The following is a 24,618-nucleotide window of genomic DNA, read 5'->3' as shown; positions in this document are numbered from 1 at the left end:
TACTGTGACGCAGACACCACAAGGCACGCAGCCCGGAAGGCGGCGCGCACTTGTAGAAATTTTGAGGTGCTTGGAGAGGCGGCCTGGGTAAGGCCGCCGAATCTTCAGCGAGTTGTTGCCAGTTCCTGTTGGACGCTGGCGACAGTGCGAGGCCAAGGTTTACCAGCCTGAACCTTCGCTGGCAAGGCCTTGATGGCGGAAACGGCTGCATCGCGATTGGCGAAGTTACCGTAGGTGATCACGTAGAGCGGCTTGCCATTGAGGACTTTCTTGAAATAGCGGTACTCGCCGCCCTGCTCCTTGACGAAGCTTTGTGCGGCCGTTTCGGAGCTGGTGCCGAGGATTTGCACCACGTAATTGCCCGGTGCCTGACCGGCGTACCAGGTGCCACCAGCCGCCTTGGCCGCCGGAGCCGGTTTCTCGGCAGGCTTGGCCGCCGCCGCAACGGCTGGCTTGGCTGGCGCTGGAGCAGGCTTGGCCACTGGAGCAGGGGCTGGCTTGGCGGTGGCGACCTGAGTCGGCGCAGGTGCCGGCGCGGGTGTCGGCTTGGCCGCCGGTGTCGGCGCAGGGCCGGCAGGAACGCCCACAGGCGGCGCCGTGGTGGTCACCGTCGGCGGTGTGGCGCTGGAGCCTTCAACCGGAACGCCGTCATCGCCTTCGGTGATGCCGCCTGCGGCTTCAGCCAGCGGGGCGCGCATGACCGGTTGCGAGTTGCCGACCAACGGCAATGGCATCGGCTGCGTGTTGCCGGCGAATTCGACGGCCGGAGCACCGCCATTCGCGGTCGGCTGGCCCTGGCCAAGCGGCAGTTGCGCCTGTTCATTGGCCGGCGCACCCGTGGTCGGTGCCTTGTTGCGACCCGGCATCATCCAGGCGGCAGCAACCGCAACCACGACAACGGCGGAAATCGCCAATACGTGTTTCTTCGGCATATTGAACCCCATTTTTGGACGCTTGACCGCAGAGCGGCTGGCGATCATGGCTTCGATCATTGCATCGCGGGCGACCTGATTGATGCTGCCAGGCCAACCTTCGGAGCTTTCGTGAATATCAGAGATCTGATCCGCGGTGAAAAGTTCGATGCCGCGGCCAGCGCCCTCGAGCCGCTGCTCCAGATACTCGCGGGTTTCGTCCTCGGTATAGGGCTGCAGTTCGATGACGTGGAATCGCTCTTCCTCGAGATGCAAAGCCTCAAGCTGAGCGATCATCGAGGTCTCACCGAACAGGAACACATGCGGGCGACCTTCAGGCGCGCCGGCCGCCAGGACCATCAGAACCTCAAGGGCAGACTCATCGAGCTGTTCGGCGTCATCGACCAGCAAATAGACTTCCTGCCCGGTGAGTGCAAGCTGCACCACCTGGGCCAGAATAGCGTCGGCATCCGCCTGGGCGACATTCAGCGCCTGGGCCACCTGACGCAGCACACCGGCCGCATCGCCGGCGCCACGGGCGGACACCACCACGCTTTGTACCGACTGCTTGTTGGTGCTGGCGACCAGGGCTTGACGCAGCAGGGTCTTGCCACTGCCCTCGGGACCGGTGACCACCAGCAGCAGTTGACTGTAGCGGGCCAGGTGATGCAACTGCCCCAGCACGGGTTTGCGCTGGGCCGGGAAAAATTTGAAGCCAGGCACCCGTGGAGCAAAAGGGTCATGACTCAACTGGTAATGGCCGAGGAAAGCCTCGTCAGCATGCAAACTAGTCATCGTGTTCTTATTAACCTTTAAGCTGAGCCAGGGCGCGGTAGTCTGCCCCCAGCGTGGCCTGTAGAACCTCTTTCGGATAATCGTCGGTCACCACCGCTTCACCCATGTGGCGCAGCAGCACCAGGCGCAAACGACCGTCGATCACTTTTTTATCAATGGACATATGTTCGAGGAAATCGGCTTCTGTCATCTCTTCTGGCGGGATGACAGGCAGCCCTGCACGCTGGAACAGACGAATGCCGCGATCACGCTCCTGCTCGCTGATCCAGCCCAGTCGCGCGGACATTTCCAGCGCCATCACGGTACCGGCAGCCACCGCTTCTCCATGTAGCCAGACACCATAGCCCATGTGGGTTTCGATGGCGTGGCCAAAAGTGTGGCCCAGGTTCAACGTGGCACGAACGCCCGTCTCTTTCTCATCGGCACCGACCACCGCGGCCTTTGCCGCGCAAGAGCGCTCGATGGCATAGGTCAGGGCTTGCTGGTCCAGATTGCGCAGGCGGTCGACGTTGTCTTCGAGCCAGGTCAGGAACGGCTCATCACAGATCAGCCCGTACTTGATGACTTCGGCCAGACCGGCGGACAGTTCGCGCGCCGGCAGGGTATTGAGGCTGGCGGTATCGATCAGCACCACGTTCGGCTGATAGAAGGCGCCGACCATGTTCTTGCCCAGCGGATGGTTGATCCCGGTCTTGCCGCCCACCGAGGAGTCGACCTGCGACAGCAGCGTAGTCGGAACCTGGATGAAATCGACGCCGCGCTGGTAGCAGGCGGCGGCAAAGCCGGCCATGTCACCGATCACACCGCCACCGAGAGCGATCACCGTGGTGCGGCGGTCATGCCGCGCGGTCAGCAGACCGTCGAAAATCAGCTGCAGGGTTTCCCAGGTCTTGAAGGCTTCACCGTCGGGCAGCACCACGGAAATCACCGAGTACTGCGCCAGGCTGCGGGTCAGACGCTCAAGATAGAGCGGTGCAACAGTCTCGTTGGAGACGATCGCCACTTGCCGTCCGCGAATGTGCGGGGCCAGCAGCTCAGGCTGATCCAACAAACCTTCGCCAATATGAATCGGGTAGCTGCGCTCGCCTAGATCGACCTTGAGTGTCTGCATGTGTCCCCACAGTGAAGATGAATCAGGCGTCCTGCCTTGAGTTAACGAATATCCACGGCATCTGCTGGTATGACGCCGTTCGGTAGCCATCTGCCACAACCTTGAGCGGTCATGGCCAAACGCCGAGGATAGCGCATTTCGCGCGGCGCTTTAACGGGGTGGCAACTGCTGCAGGCGCTCTAGAATGTCGAGTACGACCATTCGCGGCGGTCGCTCATCGGTTTCGACCACCAGGTCGGCAATTTCCCGATAAAGCGGATCGCGGATCGCCAACAGATCCCGAAGGGTCTTGGCCGGATCGGCAGTACGCAACAATGGCCGATTGCGGTCACGGGCCGTGCGGCCGACCTGCTGCTCGACCGACGCATGCAGATAAACCACCCGCCCACCGGCATGCAGTGCCCGACGATTGGCTTCGCGCATGACCGCGCCACCACCTGTCGCCAGCACCACTCCGTCGTAATCGCACAGCTCGGCAATCATTGCCTGCTCGCGATCACGAAAGCCCGGTTCGCCCTCTTTATCGAAGATCCAAGGGATATTGGCGCCCGTGCGCAATTCAATTTCCTTATCGGAATCTTTGAATGGCAGGCGCAGCTCTTTGGCCAGCAACCGGCCGATGGTGCTTTTTCCAGCACCCATCGGTCCTACAAGAATCAAATTTCGCACAGAATCAATGACTCACAGCAATCGCCTGATTATTCATGATACGCGGAGTGAGAAATACCAACAGCTCGGATTTTTTCTCCGAAACCACATCACGCCGGAAAAGGCGGCCAAGATACGGCACATCGCCAAGAAATGGCACCTTATCTACGACCTTGCTCTGAGTATTTGAGAAAACGCCGCCAATGACGATGGTCTCGCCATCGTTGACCAGGACCTTGGCGTTGACCTCGTTTTTCTTGATCGGCGGTACATCCTGGACCTTGTTCAGGTAGTCCGGCTCGTCCTTGGTCACCTTGACCTCCATGATGATCCGGTTGTCGGGCGTGATCTGCGGCGTCACCTCCAGCGACAGCGACGCCTCCTTGAACGACACCGAAGTCGCGCCACTGGAACTGGCCTCCTGATAGGGAATCTCGGTGCCCTTGAGGATCTTGGCGGTTTCCTTGTCGGACGTGACCACCTTGGGTTGCGAGACGATTTCCCCGTTGCCGGTTTTCTCCATGGCCGTCAGCTCCAGATCCAGCAAGACGTTATCGGTGATGAACGCGATGCCGATTCCCGAGGTGTTGTTGGCTACGCCCATGTCGACGAACGGTGAGTTGGTGCTGGTACTGCCGGGCGTGCCGATGGTCGATGACCCGTTGAGTCCATTGCTGACACCGGAGGTGTTCCAGTTGCCCCTGTTCTGTATCGATCCGCCCCAGCGCACCCCGAGGCTTTTGTCATAGTCGACGTTGGCTTCGACAATGCGCGCCTCGATCATGACCTGACGCACAGGGATATCCAGCTGCGTGACAATCCTGCGCAGCTCATCAAGCCGGTCCTGGGTCTGGTAGGCAATGATGTTGTTGGTGCGCTCGTCGACGGTGATCGACCCCCGCTCATCGGGTTTCGCTTCGGCACTGGTCACCGACTGGAAGAGTTTGGCGATGTCCGCCGCCTTGGCGTAATTCACCTGCAACAGTTCACGGCGCAACGGCGCCAGATCGGCAATCTGCTTTTGTGATTCCAGTTCCTGTCGCTCACGGGCAGCAATTTCATCGGCCGGCGCAACAAGCAGGACATTACCGACCTTGCGCTTGTCCAGCCCCTTGGTTTTCAGCACCAGATCCAGCGCCTGATCCCACGGCACGTTCTGCAGGCGCAACGTGATGCCCCCCTGCACCGTGTCGCTGGCCACCAGATTGAGGTTGGTGAAATCGGCGATCAATTGCAGCACCGACCGCACATCGATGTCCTGGAAGTTCAGCGAAAGCTTCTCGCCGCTGTAAGCCTGTGACCCGGCATTGCGCTTTTGCAGGTCGTCGACCGTCGCCGGGCGAACGCTGACCGTGAGCTTGCTGTCGGTCTGATAGGTCGAGTAATCGAACGCACCACCGGGCTCGATGCTGATGATGGCTCGATCGCCGCTCGCGCTGGCCTTGACGTACTGCACGGGCGTGGCGAAATCCTTCACATCCAGACGCACGCGCAACGGCTCGGGCAATCGGGTTTTGGCGAACCCGACAATAATCTTGCCCTCGCGCTGTTGTATGTCGGGCGCAATCGACGGGTCCGACAAGTCGATCACCACGTTGCCCTCGCCCTGCGTCCCTCGCTGAAAATCCACACCCCGAATGGCCTTGCCTGGCGTCGCAGCGGCGCGTGCCGGCATTGCCGGGGCCGCCGGCCTGGGTGTCGACGGTTTGACACCCTGCCCGACAACCACCAGCAAATTGTTGCCTTCAATTCGCGAGTCGTACGGGGCCGACTGAGCCAGGTTGATGATCAATCGCGTACGTCCCCCGGCCTCCACCACCGTTGCACTACGGGCATTTCCACTACCGAGATCGCGAGTCTTGCTGGCCAACTGACTGACGACACCCGGCAAATCCAGCGCAATCCGGGCCGGCGACTCCGTCATGTAACCCTGAGGCAACGGGGGCGGTGCATCGAACGACAACTTCAACTCGACCCGGTCTCCCGGCAGTGCGGCGACATCCAGCGCCTTGAGATTGGCCGCTTGTACCATCGGCGACAACATCGCTATCCATAGCGAAAGGCCGAAGGTGGAGAAAATCCTGTTCATTATTCGGGTTCCACTATGAGTGCTCTTTCAAAGGGATGGTCCGGGGACGCTCCAGCCACGCACCCTGACCATCAGGGACAATTTCAACCACATCGACTTGCGAACCACTGATCGCAACGATTCGTCCGTCGTTACGCCCCAGGTAATCACCGACCTTCAGGCGGTGCACGCCACCCGCCCCGCGCAACAGGGCAAAGGAGCCCGTCGCATTGGAAAGGGTGCCGACCATTTCAAACTGCTCGATGTTGAAACCTTCGAGGTATTGCCTGACCCGGTCAGGGTCGGGTTTGACGTTGCGCGAACCCCGCCGATGGGCCGCCAGATCAGTACTGATCTGTGGTGAAAACGGACTGCGCAGGTTCGCTGCGTCGTAGGTGAATGTCGGGTAAGTCCGGAATACCGGCGTTGGTTCAATACTGCCCGGCCCGCGCAGGCGTATTTCGCTCAGGTAGGCGTCCAGATCGCTGTAGTTATCGCCTGCGCCACAACCGGACAGAACAGACAGCAACAGCACCATAGGAAAACAACGCGCCGGATTCATTGATGCCGCCCCATTTCGTTGTAGCGGTAGGTCTTGGCGAGGATGCTCAAGCGCAGTTTCGGAGCCCCCTGGGGACTGACGGGGACAAGGTCGAAATCGTGCAAGGTGACGATTCGCGGCAACCCGGCCACGCCACTGACGAAGGTGGCCAGGTCGTGGTACCCCCCGGTGACCGTGATCTGGATCGGCAACTCGATGTAGAACGGCTGGGCGACCTCCGGCAGCAGCTTGATCTCTTCGAACTCCAGGCCGCTGCCCAAACCTGTACGCGTGATGTCTTCCAGCAAGCCGGGCACTTCGGTGTCGCCGGGCAGTTGCCGCAACAGCACGCTGAAAGCGCTCTCCATCTCCTTCAACTGTCGGGTGTAGAGATCGAGATTCGCCGCCAAGCGCGCTTTACCGGCGAACTGCTCCTTGAGCGTCGACTCTTCCTCGCGCTTCAGATCAAGCTGGCTCTCGAGGTCGCGAGTGGAAAAGTTGTAGCCCAAGGCCAGCACCACAAGCATGAGCAAACCGGCCACCAGACACTTGATCGCCGGCGGCCAGGCCCCCATGTTGCTGGTGTCCAGCTCATTGATGTCGATCTTGCGCAGCCCTTCGAACCATTCGGACAGGCTCATTTGCCTCCCTCCGGTGCTGCCGGTTGAGTCTGGCGAACGGTCAACTGGAAGACGTTGGTCTGCTCCACCTGACCGGCAGCTGCGGCCTTGACTTCGGTCAGGCTCGGCGCATCGAACCAGTCTGATGCCTCGAGGTTGCGCATCAAGTCTGAAACACGGTTGTTGGATTGCGCGGCACCGGTGATGGACAAGGTCTTTCCGGTCATTCTCACTTCGGTGAAATACACGCCGTCAGGCAGTGCCCGCGCCAACTGGTCAAATATTCGCCCACTGGTTTGGCGATTGTCTTGCAGGCCCTGGATGATGTGCATGCGTTCGACCAGTTGCTGGCGGCGCTCCTTGAGATCATTGATCTGCGTGATCCGCTCATCGACCACGGCGATTTGCCTGCCGATGTAATCGTTACGGGCGATTTGCCGGTCGATGGCACGGCTGATGGCCTGGTTGGCAACCAGCACCGCACCCATCGTACCCGCCATAGCGGCCACCAGGACCAGCAGGAAGCGTTTGCGGCGAACTTCACGCCGCTCCTCGCGCCAGGGTAAAAGGTTGATCCGCGCCATCAGTCGAAGCTCCTGAGGGCAAGACCACAGGCGATCATCAACGCCGGGGCATCACTCGCCAGGGCGGCACCATTGACCTTGCTGCCCAGCATCATTTCGGAAAAAGGGTTCGCGATCAGGGTCGGCGTGCCCAATTGCTGCTCGATCAAAAGGGGCAGCCCCGGGACCGACGCGGTACCGCCGGCCAGCAGGATATGGTCGACGGCGCTGTACTGGCTGGCAGCAAAGAAGAACTGCAACGAGCGCGACACCTGCTGCACCAGTGCCTGTTGAAATGGCTGCAAGACCTCACCGGCATAGTCTTCCGGCAGGCCGCCCTTCCTTTGCGCCAGACTCGCCTGCTCCAGCGTCAGGCCATAGCGACGCTGAATTTCCCCGGTCAACTGCCGACCGCCGAACAGTTGTTCACGGGTGTAGATAATCCGCCCGTTGTGCAGCACGCTCAGGGTGGTCATGGTGGCGCCGATATCCACCACTGCGACCGTCAAAGGTTCCTTGGAAACCGCAAGCCGACTGGCCAGCAACCCGAATGAACGCTCCAGTGCATAGGCCTCGACATCGACTACGCGGGCGGTCAGCCCAGCCAGAGCCAGGGCGGCCTCGCGGACCTCGACGTTTTCCTTGCGGCAAGCCGCGAGCAGCACGTTGACCCGCTCTGGGTTGCGCGCGCAGGTGCCCTGGACTTCAAAGTCAATCGCGACCTCATCCAGGGGATAGGGAATATATTGATCCGCCTCGATCTTCAGCTGACTTTCCATTTCGTCTTCGGAAAGAGCGGCATCCATCTCGATGATCTTGGTGATCACCGCCGAGCCTGCCACAGCCACGGCCACACCCTTGAGGCCGGTTCTGGCCCTGGTCAGCGCGCGCGCGAGGGCCAGCCCCACGCCCTCGAGGTCAGCGATGTTCTTTTCGATCACCGCGCCGACGGGCAAAGGCTCGACCGCATAAGCCTCGATCCGGAAGCGTTCGCCCTGACGGCTCAATTCCAGAAGCTTTACCGAGGTAGAGCTGATATCGATTCCGAGGAGCGTACTGGATTTTTTGTTGAAGAGTCCTGGCACTACCAATTCCCTATGACTTTCCGTGAGTTACGGACTGTGCAATGTCCATTGCGTTCAATCCGCCCGTCTTGACAGCAGCGCCAACCGCGCTCCCGATCAGAAAAATGCTTATAATGCCCAGCGTTTTTTTCCGCATTTGCTCAAGCGCGGGTCGTTCTCATTTAGCCTGAACCCTGTTGCCCAATTCATTTTTGCCCTGGATATCCAAAAGCCTTGATTCGTCTGCTGAAGTTTTTCGGTTGGTCCATCGTCGCGGTTTTCTGCGGACTCCTTCTGGGTCTGAGCGGGGCGTACCTCTACCTTAGTCCCGGGCTGCCGTCCGTGGAGGCGCTGAGAAGCATCCAGTTGCAGATTCCTTTGCGGGTCTACAGCAGCGATAACAAGTTGATTGCAGAGTTCGGCGAAATGCGCCGCACACCGATCCGTTTCGCCGACATTCCCCCCAATTTCATTAATGCGTTACTAAGTGCTGAAGACGACAATTTCGCCAACCACTATGGCGTCGATCCCGGCAGCCTGATGCGTGCCGCGACCCAACTGGTCAAAAGCGGACACATCCAGTCCGGTGGCAGCACGATCACCATGCAGGTGGCGAAGAACTTCTTCCTGACCAGCGAACGCAGCTTTTCGCGCAAGACCACCGAGATCCTGCTGGCCCTGCAGATCGAACGACAGCTGACCAAGGACGAGATCCTCGAGCTGTACGTCAACAAGATCTACCTGGGTAACCGTGCGTACGGCATCGAGGCGGCGGCGCAGGTCTATTACGGCAAATCGATCCGCGATGTCAGCCTGGCGCAGATGGCAATGATTGCCGGCCTGCCGAAGGCACCATCGCGCTTCAACCCGCTGGCCAACCCGGCGCGCAGCAAGGAGCGTCGCGACTGGATCCTGGGGCGCATGTACAAACTCGGCAAAATCAGCGAGGCCGACTACACCGCCGCGATCAACGAGCCGCTGAACGCCAGCTATCACGTACCGACTCCGGAAGTGAACGCTCCCTACATCGCCGAAATGGCCCGCGCCGAAATGGTCGGGCGTTATGGCAGCGACGCGTATACCGAAGGCTTCCGCGTCACCACCACGGTGCCGAGCGACCTCCAGGAACTGGCCAACACCGCAGTCCACGAAGGCCTGATGACCTACGATCAGCGCCACGGCTATCGCGGCCCCGAGTCGCGGCTCCCGGGCAAGACGCGTGAAGCCTGGGTAACCGAGTTGACCAAGCAACGCACCATCAGCGGCCTGGAACCGGCCATCGTGACCCAGGTCGACAAAAGCGGCCTGCAGGTGCTGACCCGCACCGGGCAGGAACATGTCAGCTGGGACACCATGAAGTGGGCCCGTCCGTTCCTGAACACCAACAGCATGGGCGCCAACCCGAAGCAGCCTTCAGACGTGGCCCAGGTCGGCGACCTGATTCGCGTGCAGCGTCAGCCGGACAACTCGCTGAAGTTCAGCCAGATCCCGCAGGCCCAGGGCGCGCTGGTGTCCCTGGACCCACAAAACGGTGCCATTCGTGCCCTGGTCGGCGGCTTCGCCTTCGAGCAGAGCAACTACAACCGCGCACTGCAGGCCAAGCGCCAGCCGGGTTCGAGCTTCAAACCGTTCGTCTACGCCGCCGCACTGGATAACGGCTACACGGCCTCCAGCCTGGTGAACGACGCCCCCATCGTGTTCGTCGACGAGTATCTGGACAAGGTCTGGCGGCCGAAAAACGACACCAACACCTTCCTCGGCCCGATCCGCCTGCGTGAAGCGCTGTACAAGTCGCGCAACCTGGTGTCGATCCGCTTGCTGCAAGCGATGGGCGTTGGCAAGACCATCGACTACATTGCTCGCTTCGGCTTCAACAAACAGGACCTGCCACCCAACCTGTCCCTGGCGCTGGGCACCGCGACTCTGACGCCCATGGAGATCGCTACCGGCTGGAGCACCTTCGCCAACGGCGGCTACAAGATCACCCCGTACATCATCGACAGGATTGAAAGCCGCAACGGCGACACGCTATTCGTCGCCAATCCCCCGAGCGTGCCTAAGGGCGTTGCTGCCAGCGATGGCATTGCCGCACCAGCGCCTCAAGCTTTCACGGTCAATGCAACGCCGGGCGAGACCCCGGGTGCTGCGCCTACGCCACAAGCACCCGCCGTGGCCGAACGCATCGTTGACGGGCGCACCACGTACATCCTCAACAGCATGCTTGAGGACGTGATCAAGCTCGGCACCGGTCGCCGCGCACTGGCCCTGGGACGCCCGGACATCGCCGGCAAGACCGGTACGACCAACGAATCCAAGGACGCCTGGTTCTCCGGTTACAACGCCGATTACGTAACCACCGTATGGACCGGTTTCGACCAGCCGGAAAGCCTGGGCCGCAAGGAATTCGGCGGCACCGTCGCGCTGCCGATCTGGATGAACTACATGGGCGCAGCACTCAAAGACAAGCCGCCGCATACGCAAGCGGAGCCGGAAGGCCTTCTGAGCCTGCGGGTCGACCCGATCAGCGGCCGCGCGGCCAGCCCGGGCACGCCAGGCGCCTACTTTGAGCTGTTCAAGGCCGAAGATACGCCGCCGTCGGGCAACGAGCTCGGTAACGGCAATGCGCCGGGCAGTCCATTGCCAGCGGATGAAGCAGCGCCGATCGATTTGTTCTGATTGCAGCAATGATGAAAAGCCCCGCCTTCGAAAGAAGAGCGGGGCTTTTTTGCCTGCAAGTTTTGCATTGATAGGTCCGGCCTCTTCGCGGGCAAGCCCGCTCCCACAGTGGGCGATGGTGAACACAGGTTTTATGTACGCCTCCGACCCTGTGGGAGCGGGCTTGCCCGCGAAGAGGCCTGTACAGACAACACATAAGCAGCAGGCAATAAAAAGCCCCGACTCAAATGAGCCGGGGCTATCGGTTGAAGCACTACAACGGCTTAGCCGTTGAACACGTCATCCACGCTTTTGAGCGGGTAGTTCTTCGGATACGGCAGGGTCGCCACACCGGTCTCGATGGCGGCTTTAGCCACGGCATCGGAGATCAGGGTGATCAGACGGGCATCCATTGGCTTCGGAATGATGTACTCACGACCGAATTCCAGCTTGATGCCGCCATAGGCGTCGCACACTTCCTGAGGCACTGGCAGCTTGGCCAGTTCACGCAGGGCGTTGGCCGCAGCCACTTTCATTTCTTCGTTGATGCGCTTGGCGCGAACGTCCAGGGCACCACGGAAGATGAACGGGAAGCCCAGTACGTTGTTGACCTGGTTCGGGTAGTCGGAACGACCGGTCGCCATGATCACGTCGCTACGGGTGGCGTGCGCCAGCTCCGGGGAGATTTCCGGATCAGGGTTGGAGCACGCGAACACGATCGGGTTCGGCGCCATCGACAGCAGGCCTTCAGCACTCAGCAGGTTCGGGCCGGACAGACCAACGAACACGTCAGCGCCTTGCAGGGCGTCAGCCAGGGTGCGCTTGTCGGTCGCGTGAGCGAACACAGCCTTGTACTGGTTCAGGTCGTCACGGCCGGAGTGGATCACACCGGTACGGTCGACCATGTAGATGTTTTCGATGTTCGCGCCCATGCTCACCAGCAACTTCATGCAGGAGATGGCGGCGGCGCCGGCACCCAGGCAGACGATCTTGGCTTCCGGCAGGGTTTTGCCAGCGATTTCCAGGGCGTTGATCATGCCGGCCGCGGTCACGATAGCGGTGCCGTGCTGGTCATCGTGGAATACTGGAATATCGCACTGCTCGATCAGAGCGCGTTCGATTTCAAAGCACTCGGGTGCCTTGATGTCTTCCAGGTTGATGCCACCGAAGGTGATGGAGATGCGCTTGACGGTGTCGATGAAGGCCTGCGGGCTTTCGGAGTCGACTTCGATGTCGAAAACGTCGATGCCGGCGAAGCGCTTGAACAGTACGCCTTTACCTTCCATCACTGGCTTGGAAGCCAATGGGCCGAGGTTACCCAGGCCGAGAATCGCGGTGCCATCGGAAATGACTGCAACCAGGTTGCCTTTGCCGGTGTACTTGTAGGCCAGCTCGGGATCGCGGGCGATCTCGCGTACTGGCTCGGCTACGCCCGGGCTGTAGGCCAGCGACAGGTCGCGAGCGGTAGCAGTGGCCTTGGTGAGCTCGACACTCAGCTTCCCTGGACGAGGATTGGCGTGATATTCGAGAGCGGCAGTTTTCAGATCAGACATTTTGGCATTCCGCTTTTTACTGTTGGACAGACTGGTCAGCGAGGATACGCGCCTCGCAAAGTCCCCACAAGACTGACTGGTCACCCCTGTCAAGCGCCCGCCCTTACGACTTTGGGCCAAGAGCCACGGCTCACAAGGGCTAGACTGTTCACAATCGATTGAAAAAATGTCTACAATTTTTTATCGCTGCACCACTTGAAGCATCGCCGGGTCGGTCAAGGGCAACATCCAGCGCGCCTGCCCTTCTTTCAGGCCGCCACGTCGCGAACGATCCAGCACCCAGCCGCGCGCCTCGATCTGCCTGCCCTTGAGGCTTTCCAGCGAACTCACATCGAAACGCGCCAGCAGATTGGGTGCAACGCGCAATACAACCGAGTCCTGCAACTCGATCCAAACCCCACCGCGATTGCGCTGCACCTTGCTCACACGACCGCTGAGCACAGCAAAGCCGGAAGCGCTGATCTGCTCCGCTTTCAATACAGGCGACTGGCGCCACACACCGAGCCCGGCCTGTCGAGCGTTGCGCTCTGCAGCTTGCTGACAGGCGACCAGATCGACATTCGGCGCCACGGCCACCTGGAAACCCAGGCCTTCGGCAAGCATTTGCGCTTCCAGGTTGGCGCCATCTGCACCGTAGACATGTGCCAGCGTGCGGCCGTAATGGTCCTTGCTTTCTTTGCCAGGCACCAACCCGACCCGCCCGTCACTGGCCGCCACCAATGCCTCAAGGCGTTTGCGCGCGGCCACGGCGAAGGGCTCGTCGGAACGCCCCTGCTTGCCCAGCTCCGGCGTGTTCAAGCCAATCATGCGCACATTGCGGCCATCGCCCAGGCGCAGGGTGTCGCCATCCACCACCCGCTGCACCGCGACGGGTGTCAGGCCGCCTGGCGTCGGACAAAAGGCCTGCGCGCCAGAAAGCCAAATCGCGGACACAAAAAAGGCGCCCGCGAGGGACGCCTTTTTCATCAGCATGGAAAAACCGCAGCGGCTTCCCAAGTTGATTGGCCTTAGGCCTTTTTCGCGCCGAAAGCACCGAAACGGTCGGCGAACTTCTGTACGCGACCACCGGTGTCCAGAGTCTTCTGCTTACCGGTGTAGAACGGGTGGCATTCGTTGCAAACGTCGATCGCCAGGGCTTTGCCGAAGGTCGAACGGGTTTCGAACTTGTTGCCGCAGCTGCAGGTAACAGCAACTGCCGGGTATTCTGGATGGATATCAGCTTTCATGGTGTTTTCCTCAGGCTAGCGTGCCGCCACCCAACACTATTGTTGAATACCGCACGTAATTAGGCCGCGGATTCTACCAGACAATCCTGCTCACGCAAGCTGTCGCTTCTACCGACCGTCTGCTAGGCTCCCGGCCCAAAGCACATTCCCCTGTGGGAGCGAGCTTGCTCGCGATAGCGTCGTGTCAGGCAACATAAATACTGACTGACAGGGCCTCATCGCGAGCAAGCTCGCTCCCACAGGTTATGGGTCCAGCCTTTCATTTATTGCCCGCAAAGAGAATCCCCCGCGTGCCCGACGCCATTCTGCGCCTCGCCCTGCCTTCGCCGCTGCGCCGCCTGTTCGACTACCGCGCTCCGGCCGGCGTCCTGCGTGCCCAACTGCACCCCGGCATGCGCCTGCGGGTACCGTTCGGCCGGCGCGAGATGATCGGGATTCTGGTGGAAGTCACCGATACCAGCGAAGTACCGGCCGAGAAACTCAAGCCGGCCCTGGCCCTGCTCGACGCTACGCCACCGCTGCCGCCCGCGCTGTTCAAGCTGTGCCTGTGGACCTCTCAGTACTATCAGCACAGCCTCGGCGACACCTTGAGCTGGGCATTGCCGGTGCTGCTGCGCCAGGGTGAACTGGCGGAAGCGCGACAGGAACGCTTCTGGTCTGTCGCGCCAGGCGCCAGCCTCGATGATCCGCGCATCGCCCGCGCCCCGCGCCAGCGCGAAGCCCTGGCCACGCTGGCCCAGCATCCCCACGGCGTCGCCCATCAGTTGCTGAGCAAACTGATGCTGAGCAAGGACAGCCTGGACTTGCTGCTGGCCAAGGAGTTGGTGCAGGTCGAGATCCGTCGCCACGCCCCCGGTGCACGCCATGAACACTGGCTGGCGCAACCGGAACTGCCGCTGAACCCGGAGCAGCGCGCCGCCTATGAGGCCATTCGCGCCGGCTTCGACAGTTACCACGCGTTCCTGCTGGCCGGCGTCACCGGCAGCGGCAAGACCGAAGTCTATCTGCAGTTGATCCGCGAAACCCTCGAGGCCGGCAAGCAGGCACTAGTGCTGATCCCGGAAATCAACCTCGGCCCGCAGACCCTGGCGCGCTTCGAACAGCGCTTCAATGCCCGCATCGCGCTGATCCATTCGGCGGTCAATGACCGCGAACGCCTCGATGCCTGGCTGGCCGCCCGTGACGGTGAGGCCGACATCATTATCGGCACCCGTTCTGCCCTGTTCACGCCGATGAAGAACCCCGGCCTGATCATCATCGACGAAGAGCACGACGGCTCCTATAAACAGCAGGAAGGCTTGCGCTACCACGCCCGCGATCTGGCGCTGGTGCGGGCGCGACAGGAAAACATCCCGATCGTCCTCGGCTCCGCCACCCCCTCGCTGGAAAGCCTGCACAACGCCTACACCGGCCGCTACGGACTGCTGCGCCTGAATGAGCGCGCCGGCGGGGCCAAACAGCCGCGTTTCCTGCGCCTGGATGTCAAAAGCCGCCCGCTGGACAGCGGCATTTCCGGGCCGATGCAACAAGCCATCGGCCAGACCCTGGCTGCCGGGCAGCAGGTACTGGTGTTCCTCAACCGCCGCGGCTTCGCCCCGACCCTGCTGTGTCACGATTGCGGCTGGATGTCCGAGTGTCAGCGCTGCGATGCGCGAATGACCGTGCATCAGCGTTACGGCGAGCTGCGTTGCCACCATTGCGGCTACGTCGAACGCGTGCCGCGCCAGTGCCCGAAGTGCAACAAGGTCGATCTGCGCCCCGTCGGCGCCGGCACCGAACGGGCCGAGGAGCGCCTGGCGATTCTGTTCCCGGACTATCCAGTGCTGCGGGTCGACCGCGACAGCACATCGCGCAAGGACGCGATGAACCAGCTATTCGCGACCATTCAGAAAGGCCAGCCGTGCATCCTGATCGGCACGCAAATGCTTGCCAAAGGCCACCACTTCCCCCGGGTGACGCTGGTGTCGATCCTCGACGCCGACGGCGGCCTGTTCTCCGGCGACTTCCGCGCCAGCGAACGCATGGCGCAGTTGATCGTCCAGGTCGCCGGCCGCGCAGGCCGCGCCGAAGAGCCGGGCAAGGTGATTATCCAGACGCACCTGGCCGACCACCCGCTGCTGGTGCAACTGACCGAGCAAGGCTATTTCGCTTTCGCCGAACAGGCCCTGAGCGAACGCCGTGCGGCTGGTTTGCCGCCGTTTGCACATTTGGCGTTGTTGCGGGCCGAAGCGCATAAACCGGGTCAGGCCGAAGGTTTTCTCGATGAGGCGTGCAGCGAGGCCGAGCGCTTGCTGGCTGAACAGGGTTTGACCGGGATCGAACTGTTGGGGCCGGTACCGGCGCCGATGGAACGACGGGCCGGGCGTTATCGTGCCCAACTGCTGTTGCAGGCTACGGCGCGGGCGCCGCTGCATCGGTTGCTGGCCAGTTGGTTGTTGGTGCTGGAGCAGATGCCGAGCGGGCGGGCGGTGCGCTGGTCGCTGGATGTTGATCCTGTGGATTTGTATTGATTTCAAACCCGTAATCGCGAGCAAGCTCGCTCCCACAATGGTATTTCAGTGGGCATACAATATGTGTCCACCACAAAACCTGTGGGAGCGAGCTTGCTCGCGATTGCGGTCGAATTGTCACCACACATCCACAACCTGCCTGCTAAGGTTGGCAAGCCCGTCTTCGCAACGGATAATGCCCAGTTTTTCCACCAGCGCATGATGCGCCGCCGCGCCTGCGGTCGAAAGAGAAGACCATGAAAGACACCATTCGCCAGCTGATCCAACAAGCCATCACCCAACTCGTCAACGAAGGTGTGTTGCCTGAAGGCCTGTCGCCGGCGATCCAGGTGGAAAACTCCCGCGACAAGAAGAACGGCGACTTCGCCAGCAACATCGCCATGATGCTGGCCAAACCGGCCGGCATGAAGCCCCGCGATCTGGCGGAAAAAATCATCGCCGCCCTGCCGGCTGACGAAAACGTCAGCAAGGCCGAAATCGCCGGCCCTGGCTTCCTGAACTTCTTCCAGAACACCGACGCCCTGGCAACCCGCCTGGACGCCGCCCTGGCCGATGACCACATCGGCGTACGCAAGGCTGGCCCGCTTCAGCGCACCGTGGTCGACCTGTCGGCGCCGAACCTGGCCAAGGAGATGCACGTCGGCCACCTGCGCTCGACAATCATCGGCGACGGTGTAGCCCGCGTTCTCGAATTCCTCGGCGACACCGTGATCCGTCAGAACCACGTCGGCGACTGGGGCACCCAGTTCGGCATGCTGATGGCTTACCTGCAGGAAAACCCGATCACCAGCGACGAGCTGTCGGACCTGGAGAACTTCTACCGCGCCGCCAAGCAGCGCTTCGACGAATCCGAAGAGTTTGCCGACCGCGCTCGTGGCCTGGTGGTCAAGCTGCAGGCCGGCGATGCCGACTGCCTGGCACTGTGGACCAAGTTCAAGGACATCTCGCTGTCGCACTGCCAGAAGATCTACGAACTGCTCAACGTCAAACTGACCATGGCCGACGTGATGGGCGAAAGTGCCTACAACGACGACCTGATCAACGTGGTCAACGATTTGAAGGCCGCTGGCATGCTGGTCGAGAGCAACGGCGCCCAGTGCGTGTTCCTCGACGAGTTCAAGAACGCCGATGGCGACCCGCTGCCGGTGATCATCGTCAAGGCTGACGGCGGCTACCTCTACGCCACCACCGACCTGGCGGCCGTGCGCTACCGCAGTGGCAAGCTCAAGGCCGATCGCGCGCTGTACTTCGTCGACCAGCGTCAGGCCCTGCACTTCCAGCAAGTGTTCGCCGTGGCGCGCAAGGCCGGTTTCGTGACCCATCCGATGGAAATGGAACACATGGGCTTCGGCACCATGAACGGCGCTGACGGCCGTCCGTTCAAGACACGTGACGGCGGCACCGTGAAGCTGATCGACCTGCTGACCGAAGCCCAGGAGCGTGCCTACACCCTGGTCAAGGACAAGAACCCGGAACTGGCCGAGGCCGAGTTGCGCAACATCGCCAAGGTGGTGGGCATCGGCGCAGTGAAATATGCCGACCTGTCCAAGCACCGCACCAGCGACTACAGCTTCAACTTCGACCTGATGCTCAACTTCGAAGGCAACACCGCGCCCTACCTGCTGTACGCCTACACCCGCGTGGCCGGCGTGTTCCGCAAACTCGGCAAGGACTTCAGCGAAGTCGACGGCCAGATCGTGCTCGAAGCGACGCACGAACACGAACTGGCAGCGAAGCTCGCGCAGTTCGGTGAAATCCTGAACAACGTGTCCGAAAAAGGCACCCCGCACATCCTCTGCACTTACCTGTACGACGTCGCCGGCCTGTTCTCCAGTTTCTACGAGAACTGCCCGATCCTCGCCGCCGATACCCCGGCACAAATGCAGAGCCGCCTGCGCCTCGCTGCGCTGACCGGACGCACCCTCAAGCAAGGCCTGGAACTCTTGGGCCTGGAAACTCTGGAGCGTATGTAAGTTGGCTGCCAAGAAAAAACCTGCACCCAAGCGTGGCGCCAGCCGTTACCAAGCTCCTGCAAAGCAACCGATCCCGGGCTGGCTGTGGATGGCCATCGGCCTGACGGTCGGCGCGTTCATCGTGTTCCTGATGAAGCTGGAACCGGGCAAGGGCAGCGACACGGTCAAGCGTGAAAAGGTCGAGCAACAGCAGAAAGCCAGCAAGATCGCCGAGGCCAACAAGACCCCGCCGAGCCCGACGCAACCGGTGAAGCCGAAGTACGACTTCTACACCTTGCTGCCGGAATCGGAAGTCATCGTGCCGCCGGATGCCGTGCCGGAAAAAACCCTGCCGACGCCGCAAGTGCCGGCCATCCCGACAACGCCGGTCACCCCGGCCGAAGCGGCGAAGATCGACACGGCTCGCGCCCAGGCTGCATTGGCCGGGATCACGCCGCCACCAGCGCCACCGGTCAAGGCTGCGCCTGTGACGAAGTTTTTCCTGCAGGCTGGCTCCTTCCGCAAAGAGACCGATGCGGACAAGGTTCGGGCGCAGATCATCCTGCTGGGCCAGGCCGTTTCGGTTGAGTCCGGTACGGTGAAGGACGAAACCTGGTATCGGGTGCTGGTCGGACCGTTCAGCAACCGCGAACAACTCACGACCGCCCAGAAACAACTGGCCGGCGCCGGCTTCAGCAATCTGTTGTTACAACAACGCCAGAGCCGCTGATCGACTGCCACAGGCACCGTGTCATCGTTCTTCGTCGGAACGCCGCCCGGAGCAAGCCCGCTCCCACATTCGACCGCGATCCAATGTGGGAGCGGGCTTGCTCGCGAAGGGGCCTTGGCAAACACCACCGCTCCCATCTGGCTCACACCACTCGTCCCCTCTCTCGCCTTACAGTTGAAAAACCCTCCACCACCCCCATATGAATGGGCATAAGGCATTTTCGCCCCGCTGCGTGGAGACTCTCCCCTTGACCACCATCGTTTCAGTTCGCCGCCACGGCAAAGTCGTCATGGGCGGCGACGGCCAGGTTTCCCTTGGTAATACCGTGATGAAAGGCAACGCGAAAAAAGTTCGCCGCCTGTACCACGGCCAGGTCATTGCCGGTTTTGCCGGTGCCACCGCCGACGCCTTTACCCTCTTCGAACGTTTCGAAGGCCAGCTTGAAAAACACCAGGGCCACCTGGTGCGCGCCGCCGTCGAACTCGCCAAAGAATGGCGTACCGACCGCTCCCTGAGCCGCCTTGAAGCCATGCTCGCGGTCGCCAACAAGGACGCCTCCCTGATCATTACCGGCAACGGTGACGTGGTCGAACCCGAAGACGGCCTGATCGCCATGGGTTCCGGTGGCGCCTACGCCCAGGCCGCGGCTAGCGCGCTGCTGAAAAAGACCGACCTGTCAGCCCGGGAAATTGTCGAAACCGCCCTCGGTATCGCCGGCGACATCTGCGTATTCACCAACCACACCCAGACCATTGAGGAGCAGGACTGCGCCGAGTAAGTCCGTGCAGCCACCGCACCACGGCTCATTCTTGCTTGAGGTCCACTGAATATTATGTCCATGACTCCCCGTGAAATCGTCCACGAACTCAACCGCCACATCATCGGCCAGGACGATGCCAAGCGCGCCGTCGCCATTGCCCTGCGCAACCGCTGGCGCCGCATGCAGCTGCCTGAAGAGCTGCGCGTTGAAGTCACGCCAAAGAACATCCTGATGATCGGCCCGACCGGCGTCGGCAAAACCGAGATCGCCCGTCGCCTGGCGAAACTGGCCAATGCGCCGTTCATCAAGGTCGAAGCGACCAAATTCACCGAAGTCGGCTATGTCGGCCGCGACGTCGAATCGATCATTCGTGACCTGGCCGATGCCGCGATCAAGCTGCTGCGCGAGCAGGAAATCGTCAAGGTTCGCCACCGCGCCGAAGATGCCGCCGAAGAGCGCATCCTCGACGCCCTGCTGCCACCGGCGCGCATGGGCTTCAGCAACGACGACGCCCCGACTGCCGATTCCAACACCCGCCAGCTGTTCCGCAAGCGCCTGCGCGAAGGTCAGCTGGATGACAAGGAGATTGAAATCGAAGTCGCCGAAATGGCCGGCGTCGACATCTCCGCGCCACCGGGCATGGAAGAAATGACCAACCAGCTGCAAAGCCTGTTTGCCAACATGGGCAAGGGCAAGAAAAAAGCCCGTAAGCTCAAGGTCAAAGAAGCGCTGAAGATGGTGCGCGACGAAGAAGCCAGCCGTCTGGTCAACGATGAAGAGTTGAAGGCCAAGGCCCTGGAAGCCGTCGAGCAGCACGGCATCGTGTTCATCGACGAAATCGACAAGGTCGCCAAGCGTGGTAATTCCGGTGGTGTCGATGTATCCCGCGAAGGCGTGCAGCGCGATTTGCTGCCACTGATCGAAGGCTGCACCGTCAACACCAAGCTGGGCATGGTCAAGACCGACCACATCCTGTTCATTGCTTCCGGTGCGTTCCACCTGAGCAAGCCGAGCGATCTGGTGCCCGAGCTGCAAGGCCGTCTGCCGATCCGTGTCGAACTCAAGGCCCTGAGCCCGGAAGATTTCGAACGCATCCTCAGCGAGCCTCACGCCTCGCTCACCGAGCAATACTGCGCACTGCTGAAAACCGAAGGCCTGGGCATCGAGTTCCAGCCGAGCGGCATCAAGCGCATCGCGGAGATCGCCTGGCAGGTCAACGAGAAGACCGAAAACATCGGTGCCCGTCGCCTGCACACCCTGCTCGAGCGCCTGCTCGAAGAGGTGTCGTTCAGCGCCGGCGACCTGGCCAGCTCCCATGACGGCAAGGTGATCCAGATCGACGCCGACTACGTCAACAGCCACCTGGGCGAATTGGCGCAGAACGAAGACCTGTCCCGTTATATCCTGTAAGCCATACTTACAACGATGACGGACCCTGTGGGAGCGGGCTTGCTCGCGAAAGCGGTCTGACAATCAACATCACTGTTGAATGTTAAGGCCCCTTCGCGAGCAAGCCCGCTCCCACATTTGAATCGGGGGTCCCACACACAAACGGACATCCACTCATGACCCAACTCCCCACCGACATCAAGCTGCACAAAGCCTCGAAAACCCTGTCGCTGAAATACGCGTCCGGCGAGGAATACACCCTGCCCGCCGAGTTCCTGCGCGTGCACTCGCCTTCCGCCGAGGTCCAGGGCCACGGCAAACCCATCCTGCAATTTGGCAAGATCAACGTCGGCCTGACCAAGGTAGAACCGGCCGGTCAGTACGCACTGAAACTGACCTTCGATGACGGTCACGACAGCGGTCTGTTCACCTGGGAATACCTCTACGAACTGGCGCGACGTTATGACGCACTTTGGGAAGATTATCTGGCCGAACTCAAGGCCGCCGGAAAAACCCGCGACCCGAACGAATCCGTCGTCAAGCTGATGCTCTAATCCGAGCCTCTTGCTCTTTAGAGGGCATTTTCTAATTTCATCTGTTTGAATGCTCCGCTTCAGGGCCGTCGCTTGGCCTGCTTGCGAAAAAAATTAAACTCGGGTAACCAATGGAACTGGCAAGTTCCCTGCAGTGCTCACTGCGAACAAAAGCAGCGATGCAGTATTAACGGTCACCCGAGCAGCAGTACCTGGCATTGGTTGTGTGACTGCACAGCAGGCCCCGGGTACTCGTCTCAGGACATTGGAGCGTCGTAGATGAGTAACAAGAATAACGATGACTTGAAGCAACAAGCCTCCGAAAACACCTTGGGGCTGAATCCTGTCGTTGGATTGCGTGGAAAGGATCTACTGGCTTCTGCTCGCATGGTGCTCAGGCAGGCCATCAAACAACCGATTCACAGCGCCAGGCATGTCGCCCATTTCGGTCTTGAACTCAAGAACGTACTGCTAGGCAAATCCGAGCTTCTTCCGAATAGCGACGACCGTCGCTTCGCCGATCCGGCCTGGAGCCAGAACCCGCTCTACAAACGTTATTTGCAAACCTACCTGGCGTGGCGCAAGGAACTCCACGACTGGATCGATGACAGCAACCTGCCGGCCAAGGACGTCAGTCGCGGGCACTTCGTGATCAACCTCATGACCGAGGCCTTCGCCCCGACCAACACGGCGGCCAACCCGGCGGCGGTCAAGCGTTTCTTCGAAACCGGCGGTAAAAGCCTGCTCGACGGCCTCTCGCATCTGGCCAAGGACCTGGTACACAACGGCGGCATGCCGAGCCAGGTCAACATGGGGGCATTCGAAGTCGGCAAGACGCTGGCCGTGACCGAAGGTGCAGTGGTGTTTCGCAACGACGTGCTGGAGCTGATCCAGTACAGGCCCACTACCGAGCAGGTGCACGAGCGCCCTTTGCTGGTGGTGCCACCGCAAATCAACAAGTTCTACGTTTTCGACCTCAGCCCGGAGAAAAGCCTGGCGCGGTTCTGCCTGCGCAGCAACGTGCAAACCTTCATCGTCAGCTGGCGCAATCCAACCAAGGAGCAGCGTGAGTGGGGGCTGTCGACTTACATCGAGGCGCTCAAGGAAGCGGTCGACGTGGTCACCGCGATCACCGGCAGCAAGGACGTGAACATGCTCGGCGCCTGCTCCGGCGGCATCACCTGCACCGCACTGCTTGGCCATTACGCCGCGATTGGCGAGAACAAGGTCAACGCCCTCACCCTCCTGGTCAGCGTGCTCGATACCACCCTGGACAGCGATGTGGCGCTGTTCGTCGATGAACAAACCCTCGAAAGCGCCAAGCGCCACTCCTATCAGGCCGGCGTGCTGGAAGGCCGCGACATGGCGAAAGTCTTTGCCTGGATGCGCCCCAACGACCTGATCTGGAACTACTGGGTCAACAACTACCTGCTGGGCAACGAGCCACCGGTATTCGACATCCTGTTCTGGAACAACGACACCACCCGCTTACCGGCCGCGTTCCACGGCGACCTGATCGAAATGTTCAAAAGCAATCCATTGATTCGTCCGAATGCACTGGAAGTGTGCGGCACACCGATCGACCTGAAGCAGGTCACCGCCGATATCTTTTCCCTGGCCGGAACCAGCGACCACATCACCCCGTGGCGCTCCTGCTACAAGTCGGCGCAACTGTTCGGCGGCAATGTTGAATTCGTGCTGTCCAGCAGCGGGCATATCCAGAGCATCCTGAACCCGCCGGGCAATCCGAAATCGCGCTATATGACCAGCACTGAAATGCCCGCCAATGCCGATGAATGGCAGGAAGAGTCGACCAAGCACGCCGATTCGTGGTGGCTGCACTGGCAGGCCTGGCAGGCACAGCGCTCGGGCAACCTGAAAAAAGCTCCGCTGAAACTGGGCAACAAGGCGTACCCGGCGGGCGAAGCTGCACCGGGCACTTACGTGCATGAGCGGTAACTGACACACCTCGACTTCCCTGTGGGAGCGAGCTTGCTCGCGATGACGGTGGCAGGTTTGGCATATGCGCTGACTGACACTCCGCTATCGCGAGCAAGCTCGCTCCCCCAGGGGGCGGGGATGAACTGGAAAAAGCGACCCACAGGGCCTGAAGCATGCCGCAACCCTTCATATTCCGTACCGTCGACCTGGATGGCCAGACGCTCCGCACGGCGGTACGCCCCGGCAAGCCTCATTTGACGCCCCTGCTGATTTTCAACGGCATCGGCGCCAACCTGGAGCTGGTGTTCCCGTTCATTGCGGCGCTGGACCCGGACCTGGAAGTCATCGCCTTCGACGTACCCGGTGTCGGCGGTTCGTCGACGCCAAACCGGCCGTATCGTTTTCCGGGGCTGGCCAAGCTCACGGCGCGGATGCTCGACTATCTCGACTACGGGCAGGTCAACGTCATCGGCGTGTCCTGGGGTGGCGCCCTGGCCCAGCAGTTCGCTTATGACTATCCGGAGCGTTGCAAGAAACTCGTGCTGGCCGCCACGGCGGCGGGTGCAGTGATGGTGCCGGGCAAGCCGAAAGTGTTGTGGATGATGGCCAGTCCACGACGCTACATCCAGCCGTCCCACGTGATCCGCATTGCGCCGATGATCTACGGGGGTGCGTTCCGTCGCGACCCGACGCTGGCCGCCAGCCATGCGGCCAAGGTACGTTCGGCGGGCAAGCTCGGTTACTACTGGCAGCTGTTCGCCGGCCTCGGCTGGACCAGCATCCACTGGCTGCACAAGATCCGCCAGCCGACCCTGGTACTGGCCGGCGACGATGACCCGTTGATCCCGTTGGTCAACATGCGCTTGCTGGCCTGGCGGATTCCCAACGCCCAGTTGCACATCATCGATGACGGTCATCTGTTCCTGATTACCCGGGCCGAAGCGGTGGCCCCGATCATCATGAAATTCCTGGAGGAGGAGCGCCAGCGCGCGGTAATGCATCCGCGTCCGGCGCCATTGGGCAGTTAATGCGCTGCATCAGCGGTCGG

The 24,618-nt window shown here is 61.1% G+C and carries 20 protein-coding genes; 9 read left to right on the top strand and 11 right to left on the bottom strand.

What is annotated here, in order from left to right:
* Positions 1 to 104: 104 nt before the first annotated feature.
* The 8 genes from ACXX83_RS26605 to ACXX83_RS26570 form a co-directional block, all read right to left on the bottom strand.
* Entirely contained in the window at positions 105 to 1,706 is a 1,602-nt protein-coding gene (locus ACXX83_RS26605) for an ExeA family protein (RefSeq protein ID WP_458550020.1), read from the bottom strand.
* Positions 1,707 to 1,716: 10 nt separating this feature from the next.
* Positions 1,717 to 2,817: a 3-dehydroquinate synthase gene (gene aroB / locus ACXX83_RS26600; RefSeq protein ID WP_015093142.1), complete on the bottom strand. Its 1,101-nt coding sequence runs from the start codon at positions 2,815 to 2,817 to the stop codon at positions 1,717 to 1,719.
* Positions 2,818 to 2,967: 150 nt separating this feature from the next.
* The gene (gene aroK, locus ACXX83_RS26595; protein WP_015093141.1) at positions 2,968 to 3,486 is read right to left on the bottom strand and encodes a shikimate kinase AroK; all 519 of its coding nucleotides are present in this window, start codon (positions 3,484 to 3,486) and stop codon (positions 2,968 to 2,970) included.
* 4 nt (positions 3,487 to 3,490) lie between these two features.
* Entirely contained in the window at positions 3,491 to 5,554 is a 2,064-nt protein-coding gene (locus ACXX83_RS26590; protein ID WP_458550019.1) for a type IV pilus secretin PilQ, read from the bottom strand.
* 13 nt (positions 5,555 to 5,567) lie between these two features.
* The gene (locus ACXX83_RS26585; protein WP_458550018.1) at positions 5,568 to 6,095 is read right to left on the bottom strand and encodes a pilus assembly protein PilP; all 528 of its coding nucleotides are present in this window, start codon (positions 6,093 to 6,095) and stop codon (positions 5,568 to 5,570) included.
* Complete coding sequence (locus ACXX83_RS26580; RefSeq protein ID WP_458550017.1) at positions 6,092 to 6,715, bottom strand: type IV pilus inner membrane component PilO; 624 nt, start codon at positions 6,713 to 6,715, stop codon at positions 6,092 to 6,094. Before ACXX83_RS26580 ends, ACXX83_RS26585 begins: the two co-directional genes overlap by 4 nt.
* Positions 6,712 to 7,278 carry a PilN domain-containing protein gene (locus ACXX83_RS26575; protein WP_458550016.1) on the bottom strand — a complete coding sequence of 189 codons (567 nt, stop codon included), beginning with the start codon at positions 7,276 to 7,278 and terminating at the stop codon, positions 6,712 to 6,714. Before ACXX83_RS26575 ends, ACXX83_RS26580 begins: the two co-directional genes overlap by 4 nt.
* Positions 7,278 to 8,342 carry a pilus assembly protein PilM gene (locus ACXX83_RS26570; protein ID WP_458550015.1) on the bottom strand — a complete coding sequence of 355 codons (1,065 nt, stop codon included), beginning with the start codon at positions 8,340 to 8,342 and terminating at the stop codon, positions 7,278 to 7,280. The genes ACXX83_RS26575 and ACXX83_RS26570 overlap by 1 nt, the downstream gene beginning before the upstream one ends.
* A 216-nt stretch (positions 8,343 to 8,558) precedes the next feature.
* Here ACXX83_RS26570 and ACXX83_RS26565 point away from each other — a divergent pair, with 216 nt between their 5' ends.
* The gene (locus ACXX83_RS26565; RefSeq protein WP_437179746.1) at positions 8,559 to 10,997 is read left to right on the top strand and encodes a penicillin-binding protein 1A; all 2,439 of its coding nucleotides are present in this window, start codon (positions 8,559 to 8,561) and stop codon (positions 10,995 to 10,997) included.
* Positions 10,998 to 11,260: 263 nt separating this feature from the next.
* Here ACXX83_RS26565 and ACXX83_RS26560 read toward each other — a convergent pair whose 3' ends face one another.
* From ACXX83_RS26560 to rpmE, 3 genes are all read right to left on the bottom strand, one after another.
* Positions 11,261 to 12,529 (bottom strand): malic enzyme-like NAD(P)-binding protein, encoded by a 1,269-nt coding sequence (locus ACXX83_RS26560; protein WP_008047852.1) that lies wholly within the window; start codon positions 12,527 to 12,529, stop codon positions 11,261 to 11,263.
* Positions 12,530 to 12,709: 180 nt separating this feature from the next.
* Positions 12,710 to 13,501, bottom strand: a complete 792-nt coding sequence (locus tag ACXX83_RS26555) for a thermonuclease family protein (RefSeq protein WP_458550014.1) — start codon at positions 13,499 to 13,501, stop codon at positions 12,710 to 12,712.
* A gap of 35 nt (positions 13,502 to 13,536) precedes the next feature.
* Positions 13,537 to 13,755, bottom strand: coding sequence for a 50S ribosomal protein L31 (gene rpmE / locus ACXX83_RS26550; protein ID WP_007975586.1), 219 nt, complete (start codon positions 13,753 to 13,755; stop codon positions 13,537 to 13,539).
* Between the two features lie 290 nt (positions 13,756 to 14,045).
* On the opposite strand from rpmE, the gene ACXX83_RS26545 reads away from it, so the two are divergent.
* The 8 genes from ACXX83_RS26545 to phaZ all read left to right on the top strand — a co-directional run bounded on the left by ACXX83_RS26545 (position 14,046) and on the right by phaZ (position 24,598).
* On the top strand, positions 14,046 to 16,265 hold the full coding sequence (locus ACXX83_RS26545) for a primosomal protein N' (RefSeq protein WP_015093133.1): 2,220 nt from the start codon (positions 14,046 to 14,048) through the stop codon (positions 16,263 to 16,265).
* 236 nt (positions 16,266 to 16,501) lie between these two features.
* Positions 16,502 to 18,238, top strand: a complete 1,737-nt coding sequence (gene argS, locus ACXX83_RS26540; RefSeq protein ID WP_015093132.1) for an arginine--tRNA ligase — start codon at positions 16,502 to 16,504, stop codon at positions 18,236 to 18,238.
* A gap of 1 nt (position 18,239) precedes the next feature.
* Complete coding sequence (locus ACXX83_RS26535; protein ID WP_015093131.1) at positions 18,240 to 18,947, top strand: SPOR domain-containing protein; 708 nt, start codon at positions 18,240 to 18,242, stop codon at positions 18,945 to 18,947.
* Between the two features lie 247 nt (positions 18,948 to 19,194).
* Positions 19,195 to 19,725: an ATP-dependent protease subunit HslV gene (gene hslV / locus ACXX83_RS26530; protein WP_007975582.1), complete on the top strand. Its 531-nt coding sequence runs from the start codon at positions 19,195 to 19,197 to the stop codon at positions 19,723 to 19,725.
* Between the two features lie 54 nt (positions 19,726 to 19,779).
* Complete coding sequence (gene hslU / locus ACXX83_RS26525) at positions 19,780 to 21,117, top strand: ATP-dependent protease ATPase subunit HslU (RefSeq protein WP_015093129.1); 1,338 nt, start codon at positions 19,780 to 19,782, stop codon at positions 21,115 to 21,117.
* Between the two features lie 155 nt (positions 21,118 to 21,272).
* Complete coding sequence (locus ACXX83_RS26520; protein WP_007999201.1) at positions 21,273 to 21,650, top strand: gamma-butyrobetaine hydroxylase family protein; 378 nt, start codon at positions 21,273 to 21,275, stop codon at positions 21,648 to 21,650.
* 258 nt (positions 21,651 to 21,908) lie between these two features.
* Positions 21,909 to 23,588 carry a class II poly(R)-hydroxyalkanoic acid synthase gene (gene phaC / locus ACXX83_RS26515; RefSeq protein ID WP_015093128.1) on the top strand — a complete coding sequence of 560 codons (1,680 nt, stop codon included), beginning with the start codon at positions 21,909 to 21,911 and terminating at the stop codon, positions 23,586 to 23,588.
* A 155-nt stretch (positions 23,589 to 23,743) separates the two neighbouring features.
* On the top strand, positions 23,744 to 24,598 hold the full coding sequence (phaZ, locus tag ACXX83_RS26510) for a poly(3-hydroxyalkanoate) depolymerase (protein ID WP_007975576.1): 855 nt from the start codon (positions 23,744 to 23,746) through the stop codon (positions 24,596 to 24,598).
* Positions 24,599 to 24,618: the final 20 nt, after the last annotated feature.

This window comes from Pseudomonas sp. GNP012, assembly GCF_054343835.1.
The sequence above is the reverse complement of the archived record's forward strand: the minus strand, read 5'-3'. Positions and strand labels throughout refer to the sequence as shown.